Below are 25,767 nucleotides of genomic sequence, written 5' to 3' on the forward strand. Positions count from 1 at the left end.
GCGCTGTCAACCGGGGCCAACTCGCAATAGATCGCGGCAAGATGTCGACTCTTGGCGTCTCTATTGGCCTTGGATAGCGCTGCCGGCGGAGTTTGCCGAAAATCGGCAGCGATGTCCAGCGGGCTCGAACGGCGTTCGCTGGCGGCCGGGGGCCCGGTATCAGCCGCGCCGGCCCGACAGCCAGTCGCGGACGCTCTCGAGGTGGCCGGCCAGGTCGGCTGCGTCGACCTCGCCCTGGATCCGGGCCTCGCGCAACTCCCGGTCGCCGTCGAAGAATAGCAGGCTCGGCGGACCGAACAGCGCGAGGTGGTCGAGCAGGGCGCGACTCTCGGCATCGGTGTCGGTGACGTCCACGTCGATGCGGCGGAAGCCCGACAGCGCCGCGACCACCGCCGGCGCCGGGAAGACCTCGCGTTCCATGATCCTGCAGGAGATGCACCAGTCGGCCGTGACATTGACCAGGGCGGGCCGCGTGCCCTCGGCGAGCGCCGTCTCGAGCGCATCCAGGCTCTCCACCACGGTGACCGGGCTTGCCGGCGCGCCGCTCTCGGTGCCGGTCGCCATGGGGCCGGCGGCCGGCACGGCCGCCAGCGGGCGCAAGGGGTCATGAGCGCCCCGGGAGGCGCCGATCACCAGGGTCACCCCCCAGACCAGCAGCAGGATACCGGCGGCCTGGCGGACCCGCGGCCAGCCCTGGGCCTGCTGCAGGCTCAGGGCGCCAAGGGCCAGCGCCGTGCCCACGGCCAGGGCCGCCCACAGCAGCAGGGTGACCGGCGGCGGCAGCAGGCGCTCGACCAGCCACACGCTGATGCCCAGCAGGAGAATGCCGAAGGCGGCCTTGACGCCGGTCATCCAGGCCCCGGTCCGCGGCAGCAGGGTGGTGCCGAAGGTACCGACCAGCAGCAGCGGGCCCCCCATGCCCAGCGCCAGGGCGAGCAGGGCGGCGCCGCCCATCAGGGCATCCCCGGTGGAGGAGATGAATACCAGGGCCCCGGCCAGCGGTGCCGAGACGCAGGGGGAGACCACCAGCACCGACAGGGCGCCGGCCAGGGCCAGGCCGGCCGGGCCGCTCTTCTGGGCGCGGGCCTGGAGGGCATCGATGCGTCCGGCCAGGCGCGGCGAGAGGCGCAGGTCGATGGCGCCGAACATGGCCAGGGCGAACAGGGCGAAGAGCACGGCGAAGGTGATCAGCACCGGCGCCGACTGCAGGCGGGCCTGGAGGTTCAGGCCGGCGCCGAACAGCCCCATCAGCACTCCCACCCCGGCGTAGGTCAGCGCCATGCCGGCCACGTAGCTGGCCGAGAGGGCGAAGGCGCGGGGGCGGCTAGGGTGCTGGCCGACGATGATCGAGGAGAGGATCGGCACCATGGGCAGCACGCAGGGCGTGAAGGTCAGTCCCAGACCGGCGAGGAAGAACAGCCCCAGCACCAGCGGCAGGCTGGCCTCGCGAATCAGGGCGCGGAAGTGGCCGTCCTCGCTGCGGGGCATGCCGGGCCCGGCGACCGACGGCGCATCGCCCGCCGCGGCGGTGATGCCTGGTGCGGCCTCGCCGGCGGCCTCGCCGGCGGCACCGGCGAAGGCCGCCGGCGCCGGCCCCTGGGGCGCCTGCAGGGTCACCCGCTCCGGCGGGTAGCAGAGCCCGGCATCGGCGCAGCCCTGGAAGGTCAGGGCCACCTCCAGGGGGCCCGAGGCGGGCGTGGTCAGGGGGACCTCGAACACCACCCGGTCGTAGAAGACGTTGACGTCGCCGAGGAACTCGTCGGTCTTGGCCTGGCCGGGCGGCAGTACCGGCTCGCCCAGGCGAATGCCCTCCTCGAGGGATGCCACCTCGAAGCGGTGGCGGTAGAGGTAGTAACCCTCGGCGTTCTCGATGCCGATTCGGAGGGTCTCGCCGTCATGCCAGGCCTGGGGCTGGAAGGCCTCCATCACCGGCAGGAAGTCCGGCTCGTCGCGGTCGGCAAACCACTGGGCCTGGGCGGCCAGGGGGATCAGCAGCAGGAGCAGGGCGGCAGCGAGGCGACGGGCGTTGAGCACGGGGGTTCCTTACATCCGAACGGCAATGGCGCGGTTATGACTCGTGGGGTGTCCTGGGGTTCCGCCACGGGCACCGCTATGATCAGATGCTAGGATATCGCAGCGACGTGGGGGTCGTGGAAGACCGGCGTCGCGCGAGGCCGCGCCGAATCGTCGCGCCCTCGACTCATCAGCAGCTAGGGAAACAGGGATCATGGCTTTGACGCGAAAGGCGGCGGACAGGCGCCGCAACAAGGTCGAGGCGCTGGAGCGCCCGCAGTATGGCTGGATCTGGAAGCCGCTTCTGGCGGTGCTGGTCATCTATCTGCTGGTGGCGCTGGGACTGGGCATCTGGTGGAGCCGTACGCCACCCCCCTTCGCCCTGGAGCCTGCCGTGGCCGAGCAGCGCGAGGCGACCACGGCGGCCCGGGGGGCGGTGACCACGGCCGGCCTGAGGGCGGTGATCGAGACGCTGCTCGACAAGCCCGGCGGCTACCTGCGCAACGACCTCGCCCCGCCTGGGCTGTGGCTCGACAACCTGCCGGCCTGGGAGCTCGGGGTGCTCAACCAGGGCCGCCGCCTCTCCCGTGCGCTGCCGGCCATGGCCCGGGGCGAGGCGGGGGAGCTCGAGCGGGTCGAGGCGCAGCTGCAGGGCGATAGTCGCGACTGGTTCTATCCCTCCACCGAGCACCGCCTCGAGCAGGCGTCGAGCGGCCTCGGCGCCTACCTCGAGCGCCTGGGCGGGGATGGTGAGGTCGCCTTCGCCGGTGGTGGGCGAGGCCTGGCGCCCTGGCTGGCCGACGTGGCCACCGGCCTCGATGACCTGGGGAGTCGGCTGTCGGCCAGCGTCGCGCGTCCCGCGGCCCTCGCCGATCTGGATATCGAGGCCGAGGGACTGCCCCGCGAGACGCCCTGGTACCGGGTCGATAACGTCTTCTTCGAGGCCCGGGGGCAGGCCTGGGCGCTGCTTCACCTGCTCGAGGCGGTGCGCCATGACCAGGCCGACGTACTGGCGGCGGCCGGCCTGGCGGGGCGTTGGGAGATGCTGGTCGCCGAGCTCGAACGCAGCCAGCGGCGGCTGTGGAGCCCGGTGGTGCTCAACGGCTCCGGGTTCGGCGTCTTCGCCAATCATTCCCTGGTGATGGCCAACCATGTGGTGCGGGCCCGGGACCTGAGCCGGGAGCTGGCCAGGACGCTTGAGCAGGCGGTGCCGGTGACCGTGCCCGGGGCGGCCGACGAGGCCGCGGAAGACGCCGGCTCGCCGACCCAGCCACCCGCCGAGAGCGACGCGCCGGTCGCGGAGGGCGAGGCGGCATCGGCCGATCAGGCCGCGGAAGACGCCGGCTCGCCGACCCAGCCGCCCGCCGAGAGCGACGCGCCGGTCGCGGAGGGCGAGGCGGCATCGGCCGATCAGGCCGCGGAAGACGCCGGCTCGCCGACCCAGCCGCCCGCCGATAGCGACGAGCCGGTCGCGGAGGGCGAGGCGGCGCACTGATGGCCTTGAACGGCAACGGGCCGCCCGAGGGCGGCCCGTTTGGTGAGCGCGACGCTGCCGCCGGCGATCAGGCCTTCTGGTAGGCGGCCACGGACTTCTCGATGGCCTTGCGGGCGGCCTCGACGCCTTCCCAGGACTCCACCTTGACCCACTTGCCCTTCTCGAGATCCTTGTAGTTCTCGAAGAAGTGGGCGATCTGCTGGCGCAGCAGCTCCGGCAGGTCGGTGACTTCCTGGATGTCATCGTACAGGCTGGACAGCTTGGGGTGCGGCACGCATACCAGCTTGGCATCCTCGCCGGCCTCGTCGGTCATGTTGAGGATGCCGACCGGACGTGCCCGGATCACGCTGCCCGGCGCGACCGGGTAGGGGGTGACGACCAGGGCGTCGAGGGGGTCGCCGTCGTCGGCCAGGGTGTGCGGGATGAAGCCGTAGTTGGCCGGGTAGAACATCGGCGTGGCCATGAAACGGTCGACCAGCAGCGCTCCCATGTCCTTGTCGATCTCGTACTTGACCGGGGCGTGGTTGGCCGGGATCTCGATCGCCACGTAGATGTCGTCGGGCAGATCCTTGCCGGCGGGGATGTTGTCGAAGTTCATGATCGCGTCCTTCTTGGCGGATGGCCGGGTCGAGTGGAGAAAAATCCGGCGAATTATACGAAGCCAGGTCGGCGATTACCAATCCGACATAGGTGTCGGGTCGGTCGGTGCCCACTGGGGGCTTGCTGGGCGAGCCAGTGGCGGCGGCGGCGGTGTATCATGAGCGACCGATGGAAGGGCCGGCCCGACCGGCGAGATGCGCGACCGCAAGGAGACTTGTTCTTGGCACCCGCACAGTTGTCACTGAGTTACGGTCAGGCCTTCGTGGCGCCGGAGCGCCGCCGGCATCGCAGCTCGATGTCCGTGCGCCTCCCCGAGGCGCCGCTGCTGACGGCGAAGGGCGCCTGTGCCCTGATCAGTGACTCCACCTCCCGCAACCCCCTGGCCAAGCAGGCCGGTGACATCAGCGTGCGGGGGTTTCTGGCCGACTACTTCTCCACGCCCGATCACTGGGAGGTGAAGACCGCGGCCACCCGGGTGCTGCGCGCGCTCAACGCCTGGTGTTTCGGTCAGAGCCGCCAGGTCAGCGACGGCGGCTTCGTCAGCTCGCTCTCGGCCATGGTCTTTCGCGGGCGCGAGGCGCACCTGTTCCACATCGGCGACACCCTGGTGTTTCGGCTGCGTGGCGCCGAGTTCGAGCAGCTGTCCCGGGATCACGTGACCGATCTCGGCGGCTATCGCTACCCGTCCCGCGCGATCGGCATGGATGCCAGCGTCGACATCGACTACGCCCGGTTGCCCCTCAAGCAGGGTGACATCTTCCTGTTCACCACCCAGGGCGTGCAGGGCACCCTGATGCCTTCCGACTACGTGCGGCTGATCCGCGAGGATGCCAGCGACCTGGACGCCGCCTGCGAACGGCTGGCGCAGACCGCCCGGGAGCGTGCCCGGGAACGCGGCTACGGCAGCGATCAGTTCTGCTTCCAGCTGGTACGCATCGATGCCCTGCCCGAGGAGGAGCAGGACCACCCCGGCAAGGTCTACGGCGACCTGCCGATCCCGCCGGAACTGGCCGTGGGGGAGCGGCTCGACGGCCTCGAGGTGCGCGAGGTGCTGTCGCGCACCGCCCAGTCCCGGGTCTATCGCGTCCGCGACGTGCGCACCGACCGCGACCTGGTGATGAAGGCCCCGAGCCCGGAGCTCTCCAACCGCAACGCCTACCTCGAGCACTTTCTGCTCCAGCAGTGGGTGGTGGAACGGGTCCATTCGCCCTTCGTGGTGCGGGTGATGGAGCCCTCCCGGCCGCGGCGTTTCCTCTATTACCTGATGGCCTATGTGGAAGGCGAGACGCTCACCGAATGGGCGCGTCGCCACCCCCAGGCGGGGCTCGACCAGCGGCTCGATATCGCCGTCCAGCTGGGCAAGGCCATCCAGGCGCTGCATCATCGCGATCTGCTCCACCAGCGGGTACATCCCGACAACGTGCTGATCGATCCCCATGGCCAGGTGGTGCTGGCCGACTTCAGCGCCTGTCACCTTCGCGATGTGGACGGCCACCGTCGCTCCCGGGGGCTGCTGCGCCAGGTGGGCATCACCGAGCACAGCGCCCCGGAATATGCCCTGGACGACGCGGTGGGACGCCGCAGCGACCAGTTCTCGCTGGCCTCCACCGTCTACTGGCTGCTCACCGGGGCGCTGCCCTATGAGATGCCGCTCAAGGAGCTGCTGCGCCATACCGATCTGGAGCGGATGGCCTACCGCAGCGCCCGGATCCTCAACCCGGAGATCTCCCCGGCCCTGGACGATGCCCTGCGCCGGGCCCTGTCGCCGCAGCGTGCCCTGCGCTTCCGACGGCTGTCGGAGTTCCTGCACGCCCTGCGCGTGAACGGCGAGTCGCGCCGCAGGACGCGCGGCGCGCTGGGCGAGCCGACCCGGTTCTGGCAGGGCGTGGCGGGGATCCTGCTGTTGCTGCTGGTGCTCTCCTGGCTGCTGAAATAAAGCGCCAAGCTGCAAGCGCCGAGCGCCCAGCGCCCAGCTGCTCGGTGACGGGCGGAGGATGTTGAAGAAGCAAACGAGAAACCCCACTGGATGTTGAGTCCAGTGGGGTTTCCTCATTGAGGTCCGAAATAGCCGTGAGACATCATCCTGTGACGCTCGACGCTCGACGCTCGACGCTCGACGCTCGGCGCTTAGATCTTGAATTCCGGCAGCCTGCGCTCGACCCGGTGCTTGGCGAGCTTGGCCACCTTCGGCAGGCCGTTCTCGAACGGCGGGAAGTCCTCGCCCTGGATCAGCGGCGACAGGTAGCGGCGGCAGGCCTCGGTGATGCCGAAGCCGTCCTCGCGGATGAAGTCGCGGGGCATGAACTTCTCGCGGTTGGCGACCTCGGCCAGCGGGGCGGCCTCGACGGTCCAGCCATAGGGGGCATCGCCGGTGCGCATGATGGCCGGCATCTGGGCATTCTGCCCGGCGAGTGCCAGCTCCACGGCCTTCTCGCCCACCGCATAGGCCTGGTCGACGTCGGTCTTGGAGGCCAGGTGGCGGGCGGCACGCTGCAGGTAGTCGGCCACCGCCCAGTGGTACTTGTAGCCCAGGTCCTGCTTGATCATGCCGGCCAGCGTGGGCGCCACGCCGCCCAGCTGGCGGTGGCCGAAGGCGTCGGTGTTGCCGGAGTCGGCCAGGAAGGTGCCGTCCTCGTAGCGGGCGCCCTCGGAGACCACGATCACGCAGTAGCCGTACTGCCTGACGGATTCCTCGACCCGGGCCATGGCCGCGGCCCGGTCGAAGGCCACCTCGGGGAAGATCACCAGGTGCGGCGGCTCGCCCTCGCCCTCGCCGGCCAGGGCGCCGGCGGCGGCGATCCAGCCGGCATGGCGGCCCATCACCTCGAGCACGAAGACCTTGGTCGAGGTGGCGCACATCGAGGCGATGTCCAGGGAGGCCTCCAGGGTGGAGGTGGCGATGTACTTGGCCACGCTGCCGAAGCCGGGGGAGTTGTCGGTGATCGGCAGGTCGTTGTCCACGGTCTTGGGGACGTGGATGGCGGTGAGCGGATAGCCGAGCTTCTCGGACAGCTGCGAGACCTTCAGGCAGGTGTCGGCGCTGTCGCCACCGCCGTTGTAGAAGAAATAGCGGATGTCGTGAGCCTTGAAGACCTCGATCAGGCGCTCGTACTGGGCGCGGTGGGTCTCGATGTCCTTGAGCTTGTAGCGGCAGGAGCCGAAAGCGCCGGCGGGGGTGTGGCGCAGCGCCGCGATGGTCTCGTCGCTTTCGCGGCTGACGTCGATCAGGTCCTCGGTCAGGGCGCCGATGATGCCGTTGTGGCCGGCGTAGACCTTGCCGATCTGCTCGGGGTGGCGGCGGCAGGCCTCGATGACGCCGCAGGCGCTGGCGTTGATCACGGCGGTGACGCCGCCGGACTGGGCGTAGAAGGCGTTGTGCTGAGCCATGGGGCTATCCTGTTGCTGGTCGCATCAAGGGAAGCGCGCGGCGGCCGTCTCGCCAGGCGTGTCGAGCGCTTCCGGTTCGGGTCCGGACAAGGCCGCCGATTCTAGCCTATCGGCCCTGCGGCTGCATCCCGTCGGCGATCCGCGACGCCCGGGGTGGGGCGCTGGAGGGCGCGCGGGGGCCATGCTAGTCTGCCGCTTTCCACCGGTCGGCCGGGCCACCGGTATGATCGTTCGGCAGCGGAGACTCCATGCATCTTCACATCCTCGGCATCTGCGGCACCTTCATGGGCAGCCTGGCCCTGCTGGCCAGGGAACAGGGGCATCGGGTCAGCGGCGCCGACGCCAACGTCTACCCCCCCATGAGCACCCAGCTCGAGGAGGCCGGGATCGCGTTGATGGAGGGCTATTCGGCCGACCACCTCGTGCCGCGGCCGGACCTGGTGATCATCGGCAATGCGCTGTCCCGGGGCAATCCCGAGGTCGAGGCCGTGCTCGACGCCGGCCTGCCCTACGTCTCCGGGCCCCAGTGGCTGGCCGAGCATGTGCTGCCGGGGCGGCGGGTCATCGCCGTGGCCGGGACCCACGGCAAGACCACCACGGCCAGCCTGGCCGCCTGGCTGCTCGAGTCGGCGGGCCAGTCACCGGGCTTTCTGATCGGTGGCGTGCCTCGCAACTTCGGCGTCTCGGCGCGGCTCGGGGCCGTTGATGCCCCCTTCGTGGTGGAGGCCGACGAGTACGACACCGCCTTCTTCGACAAGCGCTCCAAGTTTGTCCACTACCGGCCCGAGATCGCCATCCTGGGCAACCTCGAGTTCGACCATGCCGATATCTTCCCGGACCTCGCGGCCATCGAGCGGCAGTTCCATCACCTGGTGCGTACCGTGCCGGGCAAGGGACAGCTGCTGGTGGCGGACGGGGAAGCGGCCCTGGAGCGGGTGCTCGCCGAGGGCTGCTGGACGCCGGTGTCGCGCTTCGGCGAGGCGGCCGACAGCCCCTGGCGCTTCGCCCTGGAACGCGAGGATGCCAGTCGCTTCCGGGTCATCCACCGCGGGGGGGAGACCGGGGTCGACGAAGATGCCGTGGTCGATTGGGGATTGACCGGCGAGTACAACGCGCGCAATGCCCTGGCGGCGCTGGCCGCCGCCCATGCCTGCGGCGTCGACCTGGCCCGGGGCTGCGCCGCCCTGGCGCGCTTCGAGACGCCTCGGCGGCGCCAGGAAGTCCGCGGGGAGGTGGCCGGCATCCAGGTCATCGACGACTTCGCCCACCACCCCACGGCCATCGCCGCGACCCTGGCGGGCCTGCGGGCGGCCACCGCCAGGGGGCGACTGCTGGCGGTGATCGAGCCGCGTTCCAACACCATGCGCCTGGGCACCCTGCGCGACCGGCTGGCCGGCAGCGTGGCCCGTGCCGATGCGGCCTACTGGTATCGGCCCGCGGGGCTCGACTGGTCGCTGGCGCCGCTGATCGAGGCCGGTCCGGTGCCCGGGCGGGAGTACGACGACCTGGAGGCCCTGGTCGCCGCCCTGGTCGCCGAGGCCCGGCCCCATGACCGCATCGTGGTGATGTCCAACGGCGGTTTCGGGGGCATCCACGAGCGACTGTTGACCGCCCTGGAGGTCGCCCATGGCTGATGCCTTCCGTGCGCCCGTCACCGTGGCCATCACCGGGGCCTCGGGGGCCCAGTACGGGCTGCGCCTGATCGACGCCCTGGTGGCGGCGGACCACGAGGTCTGGGTGATGATCTCCAAGGCCGCGCACCTGGTCATCGCCACCGAGACGCAGGCCGAGTTGCCGGCCCGCCCCGAGCGCCTCACCGCGGCGCTCGGCGAGCGCAGCGGGGCGCGGCCCGGGCAGATCCGCTGCTTCGGCCGCGAGGACTGGATGGCGCCGGTGGCCTCGGGCTCGGGGGCCAGCTCGGCGATGGTGATCTGTCCCTGTTCCACCGGCACCCTCTCGGCGGTGGCCTGCGGGGCCAGCAACAACCTGATCGAGCGCGCCGCCGACGTGGCCCTCAAGGAGCGCCGCCGGCTGATCCTGGTCCCCAGGGAGACGCCGCTCTCGGCGATCCACCTGCAGCACATGCTCGACCTGAGCCGTCTCGGCGCCGTGGTGCTGCCGGCGGCGCCGGGGTTCTATCACCAGCCCCGCACGGTGGAGGACCTCGTCGACTTTATCGTCGCGCGCATCCTCAACCAGCTGGACATCGAGCATCGCCTGATGCCGCGCTGGGGGGACCCGGCTTCGCCGGGAGCTTGAAGCCATAAGCTTGAAGCGGGAAGAAAACCCGACCCGGGCGGCGACCAGCAGTTAGGGAGGCGCTGCCAGGGCAATCGCAGTTGGGTGGCGAGGGGCGCCGGGGACAGGTCGTCGAGGGGGTCCTACGCCAAGGATGGCGTCGGTAGCGCCCAGGGAGGGGTTCACAGCGCCCCCTCGACGACCTGTCGACGGATCAGCCCCGAGCGACAACGCTAACTGCGATAGCCCTGGAGGCGCTGCCCAGCCAATTGACATGGAGGTTTCTCGAATGGTCAGCCTGGGCCTGCTGTCGGTCTTCGTGCCGACCTTCCTGCTCGTCTCGTTGACCCCGGGGATGTGCATGACCCTGGCCATGGTGCTGGGGATGACCCAGGGCGTGCGACGCACCCTGTGGATGATGGCCGGCGAACTGGTCGGCGTGGGCCTGGTGGCGGTCGCCGCCGGGGCCGGCGTGGCCGCGCTGATGCTGCGCCTGCCGGAACTCTTCGCGGTCTTCAAGTGGGTCGGCGGTGCCTACCTGGGCTACCTGGGGATCATGATGTGGCGCTCGCGGGGGCGCATGGCGATTCCCGAGACGCTGGATGCCGAGGCGCGGGCAGGCCGCCGTGAACTGGCCGTCCAGGGGCTGGTCACGGCGGTGGCCAATCCCAAGGGCTGGGCCTTCTTCATGGCCCTGCTGCCGCCCTTCCTGGATGCCTCGCGGCCCCTGGCGGACCAGCTCGCCGGGCTGATCGCGATCATCCTGTCCATCGAGTTCCTGGCGCTGGTGCTCTATGCCACCGGGGGCCGGACCCTGCGCCATCTGCTGGGCAGGAGTCGTAACGTGCGCCTGCTCAATCGGCTCGCCGGCACCCTGATGGTGGGGGTGGGGCTCTGGCTGGCGCTGGGCTGAGCGGCTAGGCCGGCCCCAGCCAGGCCACCCGGGCGACGCTCAACCCCAGCGAGGCCGCCACCAGCAGCGGCCAGGGGCAGGGGGCCAGGGGCGCGCGGGGATGGCGCTGCCAGGCCAGCTGCACCAGGGCACAGACCACCAGACCCAGCAGGGCGCCGCCGACCAGGTCGCTCAGCCAGTGAACGCCGATCACCAGTCGCGACAGCGCCATGGGCACCACCACGGCGATGCCCCCCCAGTAGACCCAGAAGCGTCGCCCCAACGGCAGCTCCCGGGCCGTGAAGGCGGCTGCCAGGCCGAACACCACCACGGCGGTGGAGGTGTGGGCGCTGGGATAGGCCAGCGACTCGGCCAGGTAGTCCGGCACGCTGGGTCGGGCGCGGCCGATCGCTGCCTTGCCCAGGATGTTCAGCAGCGCGATGCCGAGCAGGCCGGCGGCGACATGACCGAAGGCCGCCCGATGTCCCCGCCACAGCAGCCACAGGCCCCAGGGCAGGGTCAGGGCGATCACGCCATAGAGGTCGCCGATCTCGGCCATCCACTCGGCCAGCCATGCCAGGCCGGGGATCGCCAGCGCCGTCATGGCGGCGTCGAGACGTTCATCCATCGGCAGCGGGCCGTCGTGATGCAGCACCACCAGGGTCCAGGCCGACAGCGCCGTCAGCGAGGCCACCAGCAGCAGCCAGGTGCCCAGCGGCGGCTCCCGGTCATGGGGGCGCGCCAGCAGGCGCCAGGCCAGCCGGCCACGGGGGTGGCGACGGGACAGGCGTGCCAGCCCCCGGTAGACCAGGCCATGGCGATGGGTCTGGTGGCGCAGCCAGGAGAAGATCAGCGCCAGTGCCACCACCATCACGCCGAGCCCCACCAGCCACGGCCGCAGTGCCTCGGGAAAGCCCGGCAGGCGCTGCCAGGCGCGCCCCAGGAGGTAGCCCGGCAGGACATAGGCCGGTGCCCACAACAGCGCCGAGCCGAGGTTCGCCCAGGTGAAGGTGCGTGGCGGCATGTGCATCATCCCGGCGATCAGCGGCACCACGGGGCGCACCGGGCCGACGAAGCGCCCCAGCAGCACCGACAGCGGGCCGTGGCGCTGGAAGAAGCGGGCGCCCTGGGCGAGCCATTCCGGATAGCGCGACAGAGGCCACAGGGTGGTGACGCGCTCACGCTGGGTGTAGCCGATCCAGAAGCTGAGGCCGTCGCCGACCACGGCGCCGAGAAAGGCCGCGGCCAGCACCGTGCCGACGGCCACCTCCTGGTGGCCGGCCATGGAGGCGGCGGCGGTGATCAAGACCACGCCCGGCACCAGCAGGCCCACCAGGGCGAGGGATTCGATCAGCGCGATGGCGGCGATGAGAGCGACCAGCAGCGGCGGCGAGGGCGTCAGCTGGTAGAGGGTGTCGGCAAGGTTCACGTGACTCTCCGTTGTCGTGATCCACTGCGGCGGGGATCAGCCGTCGGCCAGGCCGTGGCTCAAGGCCTGCAGGCGTTGCTCGAAATGCGGCCAGGTCTCGTCGGGGCGGGGAAAGGCGAGCCGGGTGCGCAGCTGCAGGGGGCCGGTCTCCACCAGCACCACCTGGCTCAGGGCCTGGGTGAGGCGATGGCGAACCAGCAGGGCGCCGCTCTCGGTGGTGTCCGGCAGCAGCAGCCAGAAGGCGGCGTCGCCCTCCCGCCCCAGCACGTCATGCTCCCGGCAGCGGCTGATGACGCCTCGGCAGAGTCCCTCGAGCAGTGCCGTACGGGCCTTGGCGCCGAACTGCTCGCCGGCCATGTCGACCTGGGGCAGGTAGATCAGCAGCACCGCCAGGGGGCGTTCGAGGAATTCGGCTCGCTCGAACTCGCCGGCCAGGCGCTCGTGCAGGCTGTCACGGGTGACGGCCCGGCACTCGCGCTCCCAGGGATCGGTGGCGCGCAGCAGCGCCTGCTGGCGGAGTCGTTCCCAGGGCACCAGGGCGGCCACCGCCACCAGGGCCAGGTAGACGAGCAGCAGATCTCGCTCCGGCTCCCCGTTGCCCAGCAGGGCCAGCCAGATCGGCGTCAATGCCAGGTTGAGCAGCATGGCCGGGCCCAGCGGCAGCAGCAACAGCGCCAGTACCGGCGGCAGGCCCACCCACAAGGCGGGCAGGCCGGCCTGGCGAGGCAGCTCCACGGCGGTCAGCAGAAAGCCGCAGATCAGCACCAGGTACGCCGACGCCCGGGAGGGGGTGTGAGCCCCCGCCGCCAGCAGGGTCGCCACCAGCATCACCGGTGACAGCAGGGCCGGCAGCAGGATGCGGCCATAGTCGCCCATCAGGTAGAACCACAGGGCCTGTCCCAACAGCAGCAGGGTGGCAACGGCCAGGACGACGGGGAAGAGTCGCGAGGCGTGCGGGCGATGCTCATCCATGCTGGACGACCTCCTTGACCTCGAGGGGCGTGTCCTGGTGCGCCAGGGCGCGCCGTTCCCTGACCAGCGAGCCCAGCCGGGGGAGGGCGACGACCCGAGCCGTGATCGGTTCCTCGATGGCGGCGAGCAGCTGGTGACGGCGGGCGGCGGCCTGTTCGGTGTCGCGGTTGATCAACAGCACTCCCAGGGTGTGCCGGTCGAGCCGATAGCAGTGCTCAAAGCGTCGGGTCAGGTGACACAGGCGCTCGGCCAGCGGCCATAACCGCCAGCGCGATGTCCTCAGCAGCAGCAGCTCGGCATGTACCCGTTCCTGGGTGGTGCGCCGCCGCTCCCGCTGGAGGTCGTGATGGAGCTGGTGGCCGGGCCAGATCGGCAGGCCCGGCACCAGGCGGGCGCGTTCGCGCATGCGGCTGCGCAGGGCCTGCAGCTCCAGGGAGCGCGACAACCCCAGCAGCATCATGCCGGCCAGCAGCAGCCCCGCCAGGATCCATTGCTCGGTGCCCAGCAGGCCGGCCAGCAGCGCCCAGCTCAGGGTCGCCAGCAGGGCGTTGAGCAGCAGCATCCAGCGGGGCTGGGGCAGCATCAGCAGCACCGCCCAGGCCCATAGCCAGGTGAGGTGACGTTCGGGGGCCACCCACAGCACGGCGGCCAGCAGCAGGCCCGGCAGCACCTGCCAGGGCACGGTCGCCGGGTGACGATGACTGAACTCGAGCTGGGTCGCGGTGACGCCGAGCCAGATCGTGGTCAGCCACAGCAGCAGCGCATCCTCGAGGGTGCCGGTGCTGGCCGCCAGCGCGGCCGTGAAGCCGGCCGCCGCCACCAGATTGATCCGCAACAGGCCGATTTTGTACTTGCTCTGCATGGTGACTTAGTATGGTCCCTTTCCCCGATTCGACTCGACCCCCGGTCGCGGCCGCCGATGCTGCGGCCACCATTCCAGGAGACACTCTACGGCATGACAGCTCACGCCACCCACTCCAATCACGCCGAGGGCGTCGGCGATGTCGACGCCTACATGCAGCACCTGGGACAGCAGGCCCGCGAGGCGGCCACCCGGATGCGGCGGGTCGACACCGCCGCCAAGAACGCCGCCCTGCTGGCCATGGCCGAGCGCCTGGGCGAGGCGCGGGCCGAGGTGCTGGCCGCCAACGCCCGTGACCTGGCGCGGGGGCGCGACAGCGGCCTGGATGACGCCCTGCTCGACCGCCTGGCTCTGGACGAGGCGCGCCTGGATGCCATGATCGAGGGGCTTGGCCAGGTGGCGGCCCTGCCCGACCCGGTGGGCGAGATCGATGGCCTGCGCTCGCGCCCCAGCGGTATCCAGGTCGGCCAGATGCGCGTGCCGCTGGGGGTGATCGGCATCATCTACGAATCCCGGCCCAACGTCACCATGGAAGCGGCCAGCCTGTGCCTGAAGTCGGGTAACGCCTGTATCCTGCGCGGCGGCTCGGAGGCGCGGGAATCCAATGCGGCGATCGCCGCCTGCATCCGGGCCGGGCTCGAACAGGCCGGGCTGCCCGAGGGGGCCGTCCAGGTGGTGGCCACCACCGATCGGGCCGCCGTGGGGAAACTGATCAGCATGCCGGAGTTCGTCGACGTGATCATCCCCCGGGGCGGGAAGTCGCTGATCGAGCGTATCAGCCGGGAGGCCAGCGTGCCGGTGATCAAGCACCTCGATGGCGTCTGCCACGTCTACCTCGACGCCACCGCGGACCCGGAAAAGGCGCTGGCCATCGCCGTCAATGCCAAGACCCAGCGCTACGGCACCTGCAACACCATGGAGACGCTGCTGGTGGATGCCCCCCTGGCCGAGTCGCTGTTGCCGCGTCTGGCGGCCGCCTATGACGCGCTGGGCGTCGAGCTGCGCGGCTGCGAGCGCACCCGGGCGGTCCTCGACACGCTCGTCGTGGCCACCGAGGACGACTGGGCGGCCGAGTACCTGGCGCCGGTGCTGGCGATTCGCGTGGTCGACGGCATCGACGCGGCCATGGCGCATATCGAGCGCTACAGCTCGCGGCATACCGACGCCATCGTCACCGAGAACTACACCCTGGCCCGCCGCTTCCTGGCCGAGGTGGACTCCAGCTCGGTGATGGTCAATGCCTCCACGCGTTTCGCCGACGGCTTCGAGTACGGGCTGGGCGCCGAGATCGGCATCTCCACCGATCGCCTGCATGTCCGTGGGCCGGTGGGCCTCGAGGGGCTGACCACCCGCAAGTACGTGGTGCTCGGCGACGGCCAGGTCCGGCGGTGAGCGCGGTGCCCCCTCCGCCCCGTATCGCCATGCTGGGGGGCACCTTCGATCCGGTCCACCTGGGGCACCTGCGCAGCGCCGTCGAGCTCCACGAGGCGCTGGCGCTCGATCGTGTGCACATGGTGCCGGCGGCCATGCCGCCGCTGCGCGACACTCCCCGGGTGGCGCCCGAGGAGCGCCTGGCCCTGCTGCGGCTGGGGATCGGCGACACCCCGGGACTGTTCGCCGATCCCCGGGAACTGCGCCGCGAGGGGCCCTCCTACAGTGCCGATACCCTGGCCGAGCTGCGCGCGGAGTACGGCCGCGAGGCCCGACTGGTGATGGCGCTGGGCCATGATGCCTTCCTGCGCCTGGCCGACTGGCATGCGCCCGAGCGGCTCTTCGCGCTGGCCCACGTGGTGGTGATCGATCGCCCCGATCACGAGGCGCGCCTGCCGGCGGCGCTGACGGCGCTGGTCGGCCAGCGCGAGGTCGCGTCCACGGCGGCCCTGATGGCCGCGCCCGCGGGGGGGCTGCTGCGCCTCTCGCTGCCCTCGCGGATGGCGATTTCCGCCACCGAGGTGCGTCATCGCCTGGCCACCGGCGCCAGCGTGCGTTACCTGCTACCCGAGGCGGTGGAAGCGCGCCTGCTGGCCCGGCGGCTGTATCGTCATTAGGAACTGCCACCTCGCGCTCAAGTCGGTACAATATAGATATGACGACTTCCCGCTGAGAGGGGCTGACAAGAAGGGTATGCACATCGACGCACTCAAGACTCTGGTGGTAGACGCGCTGGAGGAACTCAAGGCCAGGGACATTGCGGTCCTGGACGTGTCCCGGCTGACCAGCGTGACCGAACTGATGGTGGTGGCCAGCGGCACGTCCAGCCGCCACCTGGCAGCACTTTCCAACAAGGTGATCCAGGCCGCCAAGGAGCAGGGCATGCCCCCGCTCGGCGTCGAGGGCGAAAGCGGTGCCGACTGGGTGCTGGTGGACCTCGGCGACGTGGTGGTGCACATCATGCTGCCCGAGACCCGCGAACTCTATGACCTCGAGCGTCTCTGGGCGGACCTGCCCAGCGACGAGGTCGCCCTGGAGGAAGAGGCACACGGCACCTCATGAGGGTGCGCCTGCTGGCGGTGGGCACCAAGATGCCCGACTGGGTGACTCGCGGCGTCGAGGAGTATCGCAAGCGCTTGCCCCGGGACTTCGCCCTCGAGCTCGAGGAGATCGCGCCCGGGCCACGCGGCAAGAACGCCGATACCCGCCGCGCGGTGGCCCAGGAGGCCGAGCGCCTCCGCGCCCGGCTGCGAGGCGACGAGCACCTGGTGGCCCTGGAGGTCGGCGGCAAACCCTGGAGCACCGAGCAGCTGGCGCGCCAGGCCGAGGGCTGGCGCCTCGAGGGCCGTGACGTGGCCCTGCTGGTCGGCGGTCCCGACGGCCTCGACCCGGCGCTGTCGGCCAGCGCCGATCAGCGCTGGTCGCTGTCCCCCCTGACCCTGCCGCATCCGCTGGTACGCATCCTGCTCGCCGAGCAGCTCTACCGGGCCTGGACCCTGATGGTCGGCCACCCCTACCACCGCTGAGCGGCCCGCATCTCCAAGGATATCGTCCCGCATGCGTCAGCAACGCGACACCCTGAAGAACACCGAACAGGAGCTGCGCGTCTTCCGCCTGCGGGCGCTGCTGGCGGTCCTGGTGGTGATCATCCTGACGGGCCTGCTCACCGGCCGGCTGTTCTACCTGCAGGTCGTGCAGCACGAGGTCTACAGCACCCGCTCGGAGAAGAACCGGGTCAGGGTGGAGCCGTTGCCGCCGACCCGTGGCCTGATCTACGACCGCAACGGGGTGCTGCTGGCCGAGAACCGCCCCACCTACAACCTGACCCTGGTCCGCGAGCGGGTCGACGACCTGGACGAGACCCTGTCGCTGCTGGTGGACCTGCTCGAGTTGCCCGAGGAGGAGGTCGAGGCCTTTCGCCAGCGTTCGCGCCAGCGCCAGCGCCCCTTCCAGCCGGCGCTGCTGATGAGCGACCTGGACGAGGAGCAGATCGCCCGGCTGGCGGTGAATCGCCACCGCCTGCCCGGGGTGGAGGTCGAGGCCCAGCTGCTGCGCTACTACCCCGATGCCGAGGACCTGTCCCACGTGCTGGGCTATGTCGGTCGCATCAACGCCGAGGAGCTGCAGACCCTCGACACCGGCGACTATGCCGGCACCCACTTCATCGGCAAGACCGGGGTCGAGCGCTTCTACGAGGACGAGCTGCATGGCCAGGCGGGCCTGCGCAAGGTGGAGACCAATGCCCGGGGGCGGGTGCTCCGGGAACTGGGCCGTACCGATCCGGTGCCCGGCGAGACCCTCACCCTGACCCTCGACAAGCCCCTCCAGCAGCTGGCCGTCGACCTGCTCGACGGTCGCCGCGGGGCCATCGTGGCGATCGCCCCCCAGAGCGGCGAGATCCTGGCCATGGCCTCGGTGCCCGGCTTCGACAGCAACCAGTTCGTCACCGGCATCGACGTGGCCGCCTACCGGGCCCTGCAGCAGGACCTCGACCTGCCGTTGTTCAACCGGGCGATCCGCGGCAGCTACCCGGCGGGGTCGACGATCAAGCCGTTCATGGCCATCACCGGCCTCAAGGAGGGCGTGGTCACGCCCGACACGACCATCTACGATCCTGGCTACTACCAGTTGCCCAACGACGACCGCCGCTATCGCAACTGGCTGCGCTGGGGGCACGGCCGGGTGGACCTGGAGCGGGCCCTGGCCGTCTCCAACAACACCTACTTCTATTCGCTGGCCCATGAGCTGGGCATCGACCGCATCCACGACAGCCTGGCGCAGTTCGGCTTCGGCCAGCGGGTCGCCGCGGATGTCGCCGGCGAGAGCCAGGCGCTGCTGCCGTCCCGGGACTGGAAGAAGGCGCGCTACAACCAGCCCTGGTACCCCGGCGAGACGCTGTCGGTGGGCATCGGCCAGGGCTATCTGCAGATCACGCCCCTGCAGCTCGCCACCGCCACGGCGGTACTGGCCAATCGCGGCGACTGGGTGCAGCCCCGCCTGGCCCTGGAGGTCGACGGCGTGCCGGTGCCCACCGCGCTGCCGGAGACGCCCCCCGACATCGATCTGACCAACGCGGCCTGGTGGGATCGCGTCTATTCGGGCATGGAGAAGGTGCTCTCGGGGCGTGAGGGCACCGCCCGGCGCTCGGGGGTCGGTCTGGAATACCGCATGGCCGGCAAGTCCGGTACCGCCCAGGTGTTCTCGCTGGGGCAGGACCAGCGCTACAACGCCGCGGAACTTGAGGAGCGACTGCGTGACCATGCCCTCTTCATGGCCTTCGCACCGGTGGAGGACCCGCAGATCGCCGTCTCGGTGATCGTCGAGAATGCCGGGGGCGGCAGCAGCCACGCCGCGGGCCTGGCCCGCGAGATGGCCGACTTCTGGCTGCTCGATCGCCAGGCGGGAAAGGCGCCGGTCGGTGCGGGCGAGGCCGGCAACCCCGACGATTCCGCCACGGAGGACGGCTGAGATGGCGATGCACGATCTGGCGCGGGGGCTGCGGGGGCGGCCCATCAAGCCCCCCCTGAGCGGCATGTCGCGCCGGCGCAGCCTCTGGGAGCGCATTCACCTGGACCCCTGGCTGCTGGCCATGCTGCTGGTGCTGATGCTCTCCGGGCTGGTGGTGCTCTACAGCGCCAGTGGCCAGCGGCTCGATGTGGTGATCGCCCAGGGCGTGCGCTTCGGGGTCGCCCTGACGGGCATGGTGATCATCGCCCAGTTCACGCCTGCGACCCTGCTGCGCTGGGCCCTGCCGGCCTACCTGGCGGGGATGGCCATGCTGGTGGCGGTGGAGGTCATGGGCGACATGGGCATGGGCGCCCAGCGCTGGCTGGTGATCCCCGGGGTGGTGCGCTTCCAGCCCTCCGAGATGATGAAGCTCGCCGTGCCGATGATGGTGGCGGCCTGGCTGAGTCGACGGGAGCTGCCGCCCGGCTGGCAGGACCTGGTGGTCTGCGCCGTGCTGATCGGCGCGCCGGTGCTGCTGATCGCCCGTCAGCCCGATCTCGGCACCTCGCTGCTGGTGGCCATGGCCGCGGTCTTCGTGATCCTGCTGGCGGGCCTGTCGTGGCGCGTCATCCTGTTGCTCGGGGGGCTGGCGGCCTCGGCGCTGCCGTTGCTGTGGATGACCATGCACGCCTACCAGCGCCAGCGGGTGCTGACCCTTCTCGACCCGCAGAGCGACCCCCTGGGGGCCGGCTGGAACATCATCCAGTCGACCACCGCCATCGGCAGCGGCGGGCTCTGGGGCAAGGGCTGGCTGCAGGGCACCCAGTCCCAGTTGGAGTTCCTGCCGGAGCGTCACACCGACTTCATCGTCGCCGTGCTCGGCGAGGAGTTCGGCCTGGTCGGCATGCTGGCGTTCCTGGCGCTCTACCTGATGATCGTCTGCCGGGGCCTGTGGCTGGCCGGCGCCGCCCAGGAGACCTTCGGCCGCCTGCTGGCCGGCAGCATCATCCTGACCTTCTTCATCTACGTGTTCGTCAACGTGGGGATGGTCAGCGGCATCCTGCCGGTGGTCGGGGTGCCCCTGCCGCTGGTCAGTTACGGCGGTACCTCCAGCGTGACCTTGCTGGCCGGTTTCGGTATTCTCATGGCCATTCATTCGCACCGCCGCCTGCTGCCACGTTAAGCTTTGTTTGAAAAGTCGGCGAGCGATGGCCAGACAAGGCAAAAATCGGCGAAAAGGCGGAGTTTACGCGGTGTAAATGAGTACTTTGAGCCGATTTTAACGCCGGATGGGCGAGCGCAGACAGTTTTCAGACAAAGCGTAGGGCGTCTTGCCCCGGTGGCAGGCACAAGATTCAGGGAGAGACGGGATGACGGTGACGACGCTTTCACGGGGACCCAGGACGCTGGCCCTGGCGCTGGGCGGGCTGCTGGCCCTGGCGGCCACGGGCGTATCGGCGGGGGACTTCGACCCCCAACGCGGGGAGGTCCGGGCGCTGGTGGACGAGGTGGCCGAGCGTGGCGTGACCCGTGACTGGCTCGAAGCGGCGCTGGCCCAGGCCGACTTCCGCCAGGAGGTGCTGGATGCCATGTCCAAGGCCGCCGAATACCACCTGGTCTGGCACGAGTACCGTGACATCTTCCTGGGCGAGGAGCGCATCGCCAAGGGCGCGGCCTTCATCGACGCCCATCGCGAGGCCCTCGAACGCGCCCAGGCCGAGTACGGGGTGCCGCCGGAGATCATCGCCGCCATCCTCGGCGTCGAGACCCGCTACGGCGAAGTGACCGGCGATCACCGGGTGCTGGACTCGCTGTCCACCCTGGCCTTCCATCACCCTCGGCGCGGTGGCTTCTTCCGCGGCGAACTGGCCGCCTTCCTGGAGATCGCCTACCGCCAGGAGGTCGCGCCGGACAGCATCGAGGGCTCCTATGCCGGCGCCATGGGCTACCCCCAGTTCATTCCCACCAGCTATCGCGCCTATGCGGTGGACTTCAACGGCGACGGCAAGCGCAACCTCTGGACCGACCCGGTGGATGCCATCGGCAGCATCGCCAACTACTTCGCCGAGCACCGCTGGCGGCCCGGCGCCCCCCTCTACCATGAGGCCGAGGGGCCGGCGACCCCGCCCGAGGGGATCGACTTCAACCAGGCCCGGCCAGCGTCCATGAGCGCGGCCGAGCTGCGCGAGCAGGGCATCACGCCCCGCGGCGAGTTGTCCGACGACACCCGCGTGGTGCCCCTGGCGCTGGCCATGGCCGACGGCTCGACCCGTTACCGGCTCGGGCGCGACAACTTCTACGTCATCACCCGCTACAACCACAGCTACCTCTATGCCATGGCCGTGACCGAGCTCGCCGAGGCGATCGCCGAGGCCCGTGGTCGTCCATCCGACTGGTTCGAGTCGACCGTCGCCGATCGGGAGGCTTCCCGATGAGGGCCTGGTGGCTGGCCGCGCTGGCGGTCCTGTGGCTGGGTGGCTGTGCCGGGGGCGGCGGCAGCCGTCCCGTCGACGTCGGTGGCTCCGCCGAGGCGCCGGCGACCCCCGGCGACGGCGAGCGCTACGCCATGAACAGCGATGCCTACCCCGAGGAGCCGCCGGACGTCAGCCGGGTGCCCGATGCGGTGCCGCGGGTGGAGGCCCCCTCCCAGGCGGGCAATCGGGCCACCTACGAGGTGTGGGGCGAGACCTATCACGTGCTGCCCGATGCCAGCGGCTACGAGCGGCGGGGCACCGCGTCCTGGTACGGCAAGAAGTTCCACGGCTACGCGACCTCCAACGGCGAGATCTACGACATGTACAAGATGAGCGCCGCCCATCGCTCGCTGCCGTTGCCCACCTATGCGCGGGTCACCAACCTGGACAACGACCGCTCGGTGATCGTGCGGGTCAACGATCGCGGCCCCTTCCACAGCGAGCGGGAGATCGACCTCTCCTATGCCGCCGCGGCGCGGCTGGACATCCTCGATCGCGGCACCGGCCGGGTGCGGGTCGAGGCCATCGATGCCCGCGACTGGCTGGCCCGCCATGGCGAGCCGGCCGCGGAGTCGCCCGAGCGGACGGCCGTGGCGACGGCGCCCGCCGCTGACGCCCGGTCGGCCGATGCCGTGGGCGGGGCGGATGACCGCGCCGCGCCGCCGGAGCCCGCGGACGCTCGCCCCGCGGAGGGCCGCTCCGCCACCAGCCGTGCCATCTACCTGCAGGTGGCCGCCCTGGGCTCGGCCGACAATGCCCGCGCCCTCAAGGCCAGGCTCCAGGCCTCGCTGGATCGCCCGGTGCGCGTGGCCAGCGCGGCCGGCATGCACCGTGTCCAGGTCGGCCCCCTCGAGAACTCGGCCCAGCTCGATCCGCTGCGTGGCGAGCTGCGCCGCGCCGGCTTCGACACGGCCTTCGTCGTTGACGGTAGCGAGTGAGCTCGGCGTTCCGTCATCGTCAATCGATCACCCTGATGCCCCCGAAGAGACCACCATCCATGAAAGTCCTGCGTTCGTCCCGTCTCCGCCGGCTCGTGCCGGCCCTGTTGGCCTGCCTGTCGCTGGTGGCCTCACCGCTGCTGGCCCAGACGCCACAGCCCCAGCCACAGCCGCAGATCCAGACCATGATCCCGTCGCCGCCGCAGCTGGCCGCGACCTCCTGGATCCTGATGGATGCCGACAGCGGTCGCGTGCTCGCCCAGCACAACCCGGACGAGCGTCTGCCGCCGGCCAGCCTGACCAAGCTGATGACCGCCTACCTGGTGGAGCGCGAGCTGAACAGCGGCAATATCGCCCCCGATGACCCGGTGCCGGTCAGCGAGGAGGCCTGGCGCACCGGTGGCTCGAAGATGTTCATCGAGGTCGGCGAGCAGGTGCCGGTCAGCGAGCTGCTGCACGGCATCGTCATCGTCTCCGGCAACGACGCCAGCGTCGCCATGGCCGAGTACCTGGCCGGAGGCACCGAACCCTTCGCCGATATCATGAACCAGCATGCCGCGCGGCTGGGGCTGACCAACACCCACTTCGTCAACCCCACCGGCTTGCCCGACGGGAACCACTACTCCTCGGCCCGCGACCTGGCGATGCTGTCTCGCCACATCATCCAGGACTATCCCGAGCATTACCGGATCTACCGCCAGAAGCAGTTCACCTACGGCGGGATCGAGCAGCCCAATCGCAATCGCCTTCTGTGGCGGGACTCCAGCGTCGACGGCCTGAAGACCGGCTGGACCGAGGAGGCCGGTTACTGCCTGGTGTCCTCCGCCGAGCGCGACGATATGCGCCTGATCTCGGTGGTCATGGGCACCGGCTCCGAGGAGGCCCGCGCCCGGGAGACCCAGAAGTTGCTGAGCTACGGGTTCCGCTACTTCGAGACCCTCAAGCTGTATGACCAGGGCGCCGTGCTCAACACGCCGCGCGTCTGGGGGGGCGACAAGAACGAGCTGCGCGTCGGCGTCGACCGCAATGTCTTCATGACCGTGCCTCGCAACCGCAACCAGGAGCTTGCCGCCCAGCTCGACCTCCAGGCGGATCTCACCGCGCCCATCGCCGCCGGCGAGACCGTCGGGCGCATGGAAGTGCGCCTGGGCGACGAAGTGGTCGGCGAGCGGGCGCTGCTGGCCCTGGAGGCCATCGAGGAGGGCGGCTTCTTCAAGCGCCTGTTCGACAAGGTGCAGCGCTTCTTCACCAACCTGCTGGGCGGTTTCTTCGACTGAGCCGGGCCGGCGCCCACCCGCGCCCTTGGTGGCAGGGCGCGGGTTGAGTAGAATGGTCGGGTATTCTTCCTGACGAGTGTGGAATGACCGACAAGACCCTGCGTGATCTTCGCCAGCCGTCCACCGGCCGCCGTGCCGGCACGTCGCCGAAGATCACCTTTCCCTGCGATTATCCGATCAAGGTCGTGGGCGATGCCGCCGATGACTTCGCCGCCATGGTGTGTCAGGTAGTCACGCGCCACGCGCCCGACTTCGACGCGCGGTGCATCCAGGTGGTGCCGAGTCGCAACGGCCGCTTCCAGTCCGTGCGGCTGACCCTGCGGGCCACCGGCGAGGTGCAGCTGAAGGCGCTGTTCACCGAGCTCAAGGCCAGCGGTCGCGTGCACATGGTGGTCTGAGGTGGAGCCGCTGCAGGTGCATCGCCTGGGGCGTCGCCCCTACGAGCCCGTATGGCGGGCCATGCGCGATCTCACCGACGGCCGCGACTCCGCCACCCCCGACCAGCTGTGGCTGGTCGAGCATGACCCGGTGTTCACCCAGGGGCAGGCCGGCAAGCCCGAGCACCTGCTGATGCCCGGCGACATTCCGGTCGTGCAGACCGATCGCGGCGGGCAGGTGACCTATCATGGGCCCGGCCAGGTGGTGCTCTACCCGCTGCTCGATGTGCGCCGCGCCCGGCTGGGCGTGCGCGACCTGGTGAGCGCCCTGGAGAACGCGACCATCGCCCTGCTCGCCGATCACGGGGTCGAGGCCCATGCCCGCCCGGATGCGCCCGGCGTCTATGTGGGCGAGGCGAAGATCGCCTCCCTGGGCCTGCGTATCCGGCGCGGGGCGAGCTTCCACGGCATCGCCCTGAACGTCGACGGCGACCTCTCGCCCTTCGATCGCATCAATCCCTGCGGCTATGCCGGCATGGCCATGACGCGCCTGGTCGACGTGGCGTCGTCTTCGCCGGGCGTGGCGGCGGTCGCCGAGCGCCTCGCCGACTGCCTGGCCCGGGAGCTGGGAAGAGAGCTGGTCGACACGCAGTTGCAAGGGACAGGCGCCGAGCCGCCCAGGGGCAAGCCGTAGGCCGGATAAGCCCGCGCAGCGAGCGCATCCGGCGTTCTGATGCGTCATGAATCAGAATCGGTGGATGCGCTAACGCTTATCCACCCTACGCCGCTTGGCCCCCGTCAGCCCACGTTGCGCGCGGGGATGAGGTTGGGGTCGGGCGACTGGCCCGGCACCTCGGCGGGGGAGGCCAGCTCCAGGCCCAGGTTGTTGTTCTCGAACACCCGGTCGGCACGGTAGCTGGAGCGCACCAAGGGGCCGGATGGCACCTCCATGAAGCCCTTCTCCAGGCCCAGCCGGCGATAACGCTCGAACTCCTCCGGGGTGACCCAGCGTTCCACCGGCAGGTGATTGCGGGTGGGACGCAGGTACTGGCCGAGGGTGACGATGTCGACGCCGATGGCGCGCAGGTCGTCGAAGGTCTGGAGGATCTCGTCGTCGGTCTCGCCGAGGCCCAGCATCAGGCTGGTCTTGGTGATGACGTCGGGGCGATGGCGCTTGGCGTGGGCCAGCACCTCGAGGGTCTTGCGGTAGCCGGCGCGGGGGTCACGCACGCGACGGGTCAGGCGCTCGACGGTCTCGACGTTCTGGGCGAAGACCTCGAGGCCCGAGTCGACGACCCGCTCGATGGCGCTGGGTGCGCCGTCGAAGTCGGGCGTCAGGGCCTCCACCGCGACCTCGGGGGTGCGGGCCTTGATGGCGCGGATGCAGTCGGCATAGTGGCCGGCGCCGCCGTCGGGCAGGTCGTCACGATCCACCGAGGTCAGCACGATGTAACGCAGGCCCATCAGCTCCACGGACTTGGCGGTATTCTCCGGTTCCTCGGCATCCAGCCAGCCCTTGGGGTTGCCGGTGTCCACCGCGCAGAAGCGACAGGCCCGGGTGCACACCGAGCCCATCAGCATGATGGTGGCGGTGCCGTTGCTCCAGCACTCGCCCATGTTGGGGCAGTGGGACTCGGCACAGACGGTGCTGAGCCGGTGCTGGGCGACGTTTTTCTTCACGGCGTCGAAGCGTTCGCCGCCGGGGATCGGGGCGCGCAGCCACTTCGGCTTGCGGCCGAGCTCCGGGCTCTCCTCGGCCTGCTGGCGTTGCTTCATGCCATCCTTGATGGCAGTCGCGCCGTGCTCGTTGCGATATTTCTCACCGCTGGACACATGCTTGGAGGTGTTGTTGCTCATGAGCTTGAAGCCTCTCCACTCGGCGGCTGGTCGCCAGGCGTGTGCGTTGCGGGTCGTCCGTTGACGGCAAGCGGGGAC

Annotated in this window: 23 protein-coding genes; 16 read left to right on the plus strand and 7 right to left on the minus strand. The window is 70.3% G+C overall.

The genetic code is table 11. From position 1 onward, the window contains the following. Positions 1 to 159: 159 nt before the first annotated feature. Complete coding sequence (gene dsbD, locus FHR97_RS01565; RefSeq protein ID WP_183382006.1) at positions 160 to 2,034, minus strand: protein-disulfide reductase DsbD; 1,875 nt, start codon at positions 2,032 to 2,034, stop codon at positions 160 to 162. 193 nt (positions 2,035 to 2,227) lie between these two features. Between dsbD and FHR97_RS01570 the strand changes: the two genes are divergently transcribed. Next, positions 2,228 to 3,508 carry a DUF2333 family protein gene (locus FHR97_RS01570; RefSeq protein ID WP_183382007.1) on the plus strand — a complete coding sequence of 427 codons (1,281 nt, stop codon included), beginning with the start codon at positions 2,228 to 2,230 and terminating at the stop codon, positions 3,506 to 3,508. Between the two features lie 67 nt (positions 3,509 to 3,575). Here FHR97_RS01570 and ppa read toward each other — a convergent pair whose 3' ends face one another. Then, positions 3,576 to 4,106 carry an inorganic diphosphatase gene (gene ppa, locus FHR97_RS01575; RefSeq protein ID WP_183382008.1) on the minus strand — a complete coding sequence of 177 codons (531 nt, stop codon included), beginning with the start codon at positions 4,104 to 4,106 and terminating at the stop codon, positions 3,576 to 3,578. A gap of 222 nt (positions 4,107 to 4,328) precedes the next feature. Between ppa and FHR97_RS01580 the strand changes: the two genes are divergently transcribed. Continuing rightward, complete coding sequence (locus FHR97_RS01580) at positions 4,329 to 6,044, plus strand: bifunctional protein-serine/threonine kinase/phosphatase (RefSeq protein WP_183382009.1); 1,716 nt, start codon at positions 4,329 to 4,331, stop codon at positions 6,042 to 6,044. Between the two features lie 191 nt (positions 6,045 to 6,235). On the opposite strand, the gene FHR97_RS01585 is transcribed toward FHR97_RS01580, so the two are convergent. After that, a complete protein-coding gene (locus tag FHR97_RS01585) occupies positions 6,236 to 7,495 on the minus strand; it encodes a 6-phosphofructokinase (protein ID WP_183382010.1) in 1,260 nt (419 codons plus the stop codon). A 248-nt stretch (positions 7,496 to 7,743) separates the two neighbouring features. Here FHR97_RS01585 and mpl point away from each other — a divergent pair, with 248 nt between their 5' ends. The 3 genes from mpl to FHR97_RS01600 all read left to right on the plus strand — a co-directional run bounded on the left by mpl (position 7,744) and on the right by FHR97_RS01600 (position 10,646). Then, positions 7,744 to 9,129, plus strand: coding sequence for a UDP-N-acetylmuramate:L-alanyl-gamma-D-glutamyl-meso-diaminopimelate ligase (gene mpl / locus FHR97_RS01590; protein ID WP_183382011.1), 1,386 nt, complete (start codon positions 7,744 to 7,746; stop codon positions 9,127 to 9,129). Further along, a complete protein-coding gene (locus FHR97_RS01595; RefSeq protein WP_183382012.1) occupies positions 9,122 to 9,754 on the plus strand; it encodes a flavin prenyltransferase UbiX in 633 nt (210 codons plus the stop codon). The genes mpl and FHR97_RS01595 overlap by 8 nt, the downstream gene beginning before the upstream one ends. Before the next feature lie 268 nt (positions 9,755 to 10,022). Then, positions 10,023 to 10,646: a LysE family translocator gene (locus FHR97_RS01600; protein ID WP_183382013.1), complete on the plus strand. Its 624-nt coding sequence runs from the start codon at positions 10,023 to 10,025 to the stop codon at positions 10,644 to 10,646. 4 nt (positions 10,647 to 10,650) lie between these two features. On the opposite strand, the gene FHR97_RS01605 is transcribed toward FHR97_RS01600, so the two are convergent. From FHR97_RS01605 to FHR97_RS01615, 3 genes are read right to left on the minus strand one after another with little or no spacing between them, the layout of a single operon-like run. After that, the gene (locus FHR97_RS01605; RefSeq protein ID WP_183382014.1) at positions 10,651 to 12,054 is read right to left on the minus strand and encodes a VTT domain-containing protein; all 1,404 of its coding nucleotides are present in this window, start codon (positions 12,052 to 12,054) and stop codon (positions 10,651 to 10,653) included. Between the two features lie 36 nt (positions 12,055 to 12,090). Further along, a complete protein-coding gene (locus FHR97_RS01610; RefSeq protein ID WP_183382015.1) occupies positions 12,091 to 13,026 on the minus strand; it encodes a diguanylate cyclase domain-containing protein in 936 nt (311 codons plus the stop codon). Then, positions 13,019 to 13,888 (minus strand): hypothetical protein, encoded by an 870-nt coding sequence (locus FHR97_RS01615; protein WP_183382016.1) that lies wholly within the window; start codon positions 13,886 to 13,888, stop codon positions 13,019 to 13,021. Before FHR97_RS01615 ends, FHR97_RS01610 begins: the two co-directional genes overlap by 8 nt. A 93-nt stretch (positions 13,889 to 13,981) precedes the next feature. Between FHR97_RS01615 and FHR97_RS01620 the strand changes: the two genes are divergently transcribed. The 11 genes from FHR97_RS01620 (at position 13,982) to lipB (ending at position 24,526) form a co-directional block, all read left to right on the plus strand. Then, positions 13,982 to 15,280, plus strand: a complete 1,299-nt coding sequence (locus FHR97_RS01620) for a glutamate-5-semialdehyde dehydrogenase (protein WP_183382017.1) — start codon at positions 13,982 to 13,984, stop codon at positions 15,278 to 15,280. Between the two features lie 29 nt (positions 15,281 to 15,309). Further along, positions 15,310 to 15,936: a nicotinate-nucleotide adenylyltransferase gene (gene nadD, locus FHR97_RS01625; RefSeq protein ID WP_183382473.1), complete on the plus strand. Its 627-nt coding sequence runs from the start codon at positions 15,310 to 15,312 to the stop codon at positions 15,934 to 15,936. 76 nt (positions 15,937 to 16,012) lie between these two features. Next, the gene (gene rsfS / locus FHR97_RS01630) at positions 16,013 to 16,381 is read left to right on the plus strand and encodes a ribosome silencing factor (RefSeq protein WP_183382018.1); all 369 of its coding nucleotides are present in this window, start codon (positions 16,013 to 16,015) and stop codon (positions 16,379 to 16,381) included. Then, positions 16,378 to 16,845 carry a 23S rRNA (pseudouridine(1915)-N(3))-methyltransferase RlmH gene (gene rlmH / locus FHR97_RS01635; RefSeq protein WP_183382019.1) on the plus strand — a complete coding sequence of 156 codons (468 nt, stop codon included), beginning with the start codon at positions 16,378 to 16,380 and terminating at the stop codon, positions 16,843 to 16,845. The genes rsfS and rlmH overlap by 4 nt, the downstream gene beginning before the upstream one ends. Before the next feature lie 31 nt (positions 16,846 to 16,876). Continuing rightward, on the plus strand, positions 16,877 to 18,787 hold the full coding sequence (gene mrdA, locus FHR97_RS01640) for a penicillin-binding protein 2 (protein ID WP_183382020.1): 1,911 nt from the start codon (positions 16,877 to 16,879) through the stop codon (positions 18,785 to 18,787). A 1-nt stretch (position 18,788) separates the two neighbouring features. Next, positions 18,789 to 19,949 (plus strand): rod shape-determining protein RodA, encoded by a 1,161-nt coding sequence (gene rodA, locus FHR97_RS01645; protein ID WP_183382021.1) that lies wholly within the window; start codon positions 18,789 to 18,791, stop codon positions 19,947 to 19,949. 187 nt (positions 19,950 to 20,136) lie between these two features. Further along, positions 20,137 to 21,201: a lytic murein transglycosylase B gene (mltB, locus tag FHR97_RS01650; protein ID WP_183382022.1), complete on the plus strand. Its 1,065-nt coding sequence runs from the start codon at positions 20,137 to 20,139 to the stop codon at positions 21,199 to 21,201. Next, the gene (locus tag FHR97_RS01655) at positions 21,198 to 22,178 is read left to right on the plus strand and encodes a septal ring lytic transglycosylase RlpA family protein (protein ID WP_183382023.1); all 981 of its coding nucleotides are present in this window, start codon (positions 21,198 to 21,200) and stop codon (positions 22,176 to 22,178) included. The genes mltB and FHR97_RS01655 overlap by 4 nt, the downstream gene beginning before the upstream one ends. A 59-nt stretch (positions 22,179 to 22,237) precedes the next feature. After that, a complete protein-coding gene (locus tag FHR97_RS01660; protein WP_246403647.1) occupies positions 22,238 to 23,455 on the plus strand; it encodes a D-alanyl-D-alanine carboxypeptidase family protein in 1,218 nt (405 codons plus the stop codon). A gap of 83 nt (positions 23,456 to 23,538) precedes the next feature. After that, positions 23,539 to 23,853, plus strand: a complete 315-nt coding sequence (locus FHR97_RS01665) for an HP0495 family protein (protein WP_183382025.1) — start codon at positions 23,539 to 23,541, stop codon at positions 23,851 to 23,853. A 1-nt stretch (position 23,854) separates the two neighbouring features. Continuing rightward, positions 23,855 to 24,526, plus strand: coding sequence for a lipoyl(octanoyl) transferase LipB (gene lipB, locus FHR97_RS01670; RefSeq protein ID WP_183382026.1), 672 nt, complete (start codon positions 23,855 to 23,857; stop codon positions 24,524 to 24,526). A 104-nt stretch (positions 24,527 to 24,630) separates the two neighbouring features. Here lipB and lipA read toward each other — a convergent pair whose 3' ends face one another. Beyond that, positions 24,631 to 25,689: a lipoyl synthase gene (lipA, locus tag FHR97_RS01675; protein WP_183382027.1), complete on the minus strand. Its 1,059-nt coding sequence runs from the start codon at positions 25,687 to 25,689 to the stop codon at positions 24,631 to 24,633. Positions 25,690 to 25,767 lie beyond the last annotated feature (78 nt).

The sequence above is a fragment of the Halomonas stenophila genome (assembly GCF_014192275.1).
In the GTDB taxonomy this organism is placed as follows: Bacteria; Pseudomonadota; Gammaproteobacteria; order Pseudomonadales; family Halomonadaceae; genus Halomonas; species Halomonas stenophila.